We start from the raw sequence: 1347 nt of genomic DNA, 5'->3' as shown, positions 1-1347 counted from the left end.
TAGTACTACAGCTGTGGTTTGTTATTTGTATACTGTGGACTGTGGTGGCGGTTGATCTCGATGCGTGGGTTGCGGGTTTAGACGGTTTGCTGGCGCGGATCGCGGGGAGGTTTCCGGCGGTGCGGTCGCGGCGTCGGGCCAGGTCGTATCTGGTGGGTTTGCTGGCGCCGGTGGAGCGGAAGAACTCCTGGCAGTTGTCCGAGGTTGCCGGGGATGCCACGCCTGATGGGATGCAGCGCTTGTTGAACCAGGCGGCGTGGGATGTCGATGGGGTGCGCGATGACCTGCGTGCCTATGCGGCCGAGCATCTCGGTGCGCCTGGTGGGGTGTTGATCGTCGATGAGACCGGGTTTGTCAAGAAGGGGTTGATGTCGGCAGGGGTGCAGCGGCAATATTCGGGGACCGCGGGGCGGGTGGAGAACTGTCAGCTGGGTGTGTTCACCGCCTACGCTTCTGTGCGGGGGCGGGCGTTGATCGACCGGGAGTTGTATCTGCCGAAGTCGTGGACGTCTGATCGGGATCGGTGCCGGGCGGCGGGGGTGCCCGAGGGCGTGGAGTTCGCCACCAAGCAGGTCTTGGCGCAGCGGATGCTGGCCAGGGCCCTGGATGCGGGGGTGCCGGCGGCATGGGTGGCCGCTGATGAGGCCTATGGTCAGGACTCGAAGTTCCGCGGCTTTTGCGAACGGCGCCGTATCGGCTATGTGGTCGCCGTTCCCCGCAGTCAGAAGGTCACCACCGGGATGCTGTCCCAGCAGCGGATCGACACCATCGTCGCCGATGCGCCCGGCCGGGCGTGGAAGCGCCTGTCGGCCGGAGACGGCACCAAAGGCGAACGTCTCTACGACTGGGCGATGGCCAGGCTGCCCGGATACGGTGACCTCCCGGGCGGGCACGAACGCGCGATCTTGGCCCGACGCTCGATCACCAGACCAGACGAGATCGCCTACTACCTGGCCGCCGCACCCGCGCCCGCGGCGATCGAGGACCTGGTGCGAGTGGCCGGCACCCGATGGGCCATCGAAGAGTGCTTCGGCTCCGCCAAGAACGAAACCGGCCTCGACCACTACCAGGTCCGCCGATGGAACGCCTGGTACGCGCACACCACCCTCGCCTTGGCCGCCCACATCTTTCTCGCCGTCACCGCCGCCAGCACCCCAAAAGCCCACGCGGCCTGGTCGGCATCACGCCCGCCGCCATCCGACATCTCATGGCACACCTGATCTGCCCCACACCCACCCTCGACCACGCCATCACCGCCTGGCACTGGCGACGCCGACACCAAACCCGCGCACAACGCAGCCACTACCAGCGAAGACACCCACAACATCACAAACCACAGCTGTAGTA

1 protein-coding gene is annotated in these 1347 nt (G+C 66.1%); it reads left to right on the top strand.

The features are described from left to right. Positions 1 to 41: 41 nt before the first annotated feature. On the top strand, positions 42 to 1220 hold the full coding sequence (locus tag HNR73_RS38930; RefSeq protein WP_446430598.1) for an IS701 family transposase: 1179 nt from the start codon (positions 42 to 44) through the stop codon (positions 1218 to 1220). The last annotated feature ends 127 nt before the right edge of the window (positions 1221 to 1347 follow it).

The organism is Phytomonospora endophytica (genome assembly GCF_014202425.1).
Taxonomy (GTDB): Bacteria; Actinomycetota; Actinomycetes; order Mycobacteriales; family Micromonosporaceae; genus Phytomonospora; species Phytomonospora endophytica.
The sequence above is the reverse complement of the archived record's forward strand: the minus strand, read 5'-3'. Positions and strand labels throughout refer to the sequence as shown.